The sequence below is a fragment of the Vibrio cholerae ATCC 14035 genome (assembly GCF_000621645.1).
Taxonomy (GTDB): Bacteria; Pseudomonadota; Gammaproteobacteria; order Enterobacterales; family Vibrionaceae; genus Vibrio; species Vibrio cholerae.
Map to the genome: position 1 here is coordinate 1 of NZ_KK211326.1, position 1,641 is coordinate 1,641.

Below are 1,641 nucleotides of genomic sequence, written 5' to 3' on the forward strand. Positions count from 1 at the left end.
GCGCAAAAATGAAATATGGCAACTTAAGCCTTAAGTGCATGGTTCAAAATCAAAAGGCACTCAACTTTTATTTGTCGCAAGGTTTTGAAATTGTGTCGAAAGTGGATGATGAATTGGGTGGTTATTACTACATGAGCTTCAGCGCACAAACCTAACAAACGCCTCAAGAGGGACTGTCAACGCGTGGCGTTTCCAGTCCCATTGAGCCGCGGCGGTTTCGGTTGTTGTGTTTGAGTTTGGTTTTTATGCGTTGTCAGCCCCTTAGGCGGGCGTTAGCCGAAAGGAGAATCTATTGTGTCGATAGAAGTAACATTGTTGACAACTGTATTAGCTAATGCGCTTGGTTCAAATGTATTAGCTGAATCATTGGTTAAGCTCTTTAAGGAAAAACTTGATAAAAAAACCATTGATGACTCATGTTCAGATGAAATAACCGCAGCCGAACCAAAAAGGCTGTACTTGGCAGGGGAGCAGGAGTCAAAAATAGTCAATGAAGCAGCTATTGAAGCTTTAGACGAAACCTATACGCTCACTGCTGGAATTGCCGCGGAAAGGATGAGGCAAGCAAAAGCAGCATTTAACATTGCGCTAACACTTATGATTGTTGGAGTTTTGGTTATCTTTGCCGGTGTCGCACTATTGTATTTTAAAGAAGGTATCGAGCAGGGGTTAATTACTGTTGTGGTGGGTGCAGTTTCGGAGATTCTTAGTGTCATTGTGCTCGGTTTTAACAGAGAAACAAACAATCGTTTAGATGACTTGAGAAAAGATATGTCAGTTATAGAAACAGCTAGAGTGGGCTTGTCTTTTGCAAAGCAAATTGAGAATCAGGAAAAAAGAGATAATGCTATTTCTGAATTATCACTCAAAATCCAAGGCGGCTAACAAACGCCTCAAGAGGGACTGTCAACGCGTAGCGTTTCCAGTCCCATTGAGCCGCGGTGGTTTCGGTTTTTGTGTTTGAGTTTAGTGGTAATGCGTTGCCAGCCCCTTAGGCGGGCGTTATGCGCTAATTGGAAAAATTGACAGGAGTTAACAATGAACCAGCATGAAAAGCTTAATTATGTGGAGTTTGCAGTGAACGACTTAGAGTCAACGAAAGCGTTCTTTTCAAAGACTTTTGGCTGGAGTTTTGTTGACTATGGACCTGAATATACAGCTTTCTCAAATGAAGGCTTAGACGGTGGTTTTTTCAAGGCTGAGCTTTCTAGTCGGACTGAAAATGGTGGCGCACTGTTAATTTTCTACAGTTCGGACATTGAAGCTACTTTAGAAAAAGTCGTGAAAAATGGCGGTCATATCATCCGTCCTATCTTTGAATTTCCTGGTGGTTGTCGTTTTCATTTTACAGAGCCAAGTGGTAATGAATTTGCTGTTTGGTCTGAAGCACGCGCATAACAAACGCCTCAAGAGGGACTGTCAACGCGTAGCGTTTCCAGTCCCAATGAGCCGCGGCGGTTGCAGTTGTTGTGTTTGAGTTTAGTGGTAATGCGTTGCCAGCCCCTTAGGCGGGCGTTAGGTATTTGGAGATATCATGAGAGCTATCTTTTTGATTCTTTGCTCTGTTTTATTAAATGGCTGCTTGGGCATGCCCGAATCAGTAAAACCAGTGTCGGATTTTGAACTGAACAACTATTTAGG

At 42.8% G+C, this 1,641-nt stretch carries 3 protein-coding genes and 1 pseudogene; all 4 read left to right on the forward strand.

Annotated elements, in window-relative coordinates:
• Window positions 1-155: acetyltransferase (locus T411_RS1000000120675; protein WP_080287032.1), on the forward strand; the 155-nt coding region annotated here is incomplete at its 5' end.
• Between the two features lie 139 nt (window positions 156-294).
• The gene (locus tag T411_RS0118770; RefSeq protein ID WP_000021480.1) at window positions 295-885 is read left to right on the forward strand and encodes a TRADD-N-associated membrane domain-containing protein; all 591 of its coding nucleotides are present in this window, start codon (window positions 295-297) and stop codon (window positions 883-885) included.
• A gap of 153 nt (window positions 886-1,038) precedes the next feature.
• Window positions 1,039-1,398: a VOC family protein gene (locus T411_RS0118775; RefSeq protein ID WP_001071529.1), complete on the forward strand. Its 360-nt coding sequence runs from the start codon at window positions 1,039-1,041 to the stop codon at window positions 1,396-1,398.
• 136 nt (window positions 1,399-1,534) lie between these two features.
• Window positions 1,535-1,641: pseudogene (locus T411_RS1000000121605) on the forward strand (lipocalin family protein); the annotation flags it as partial.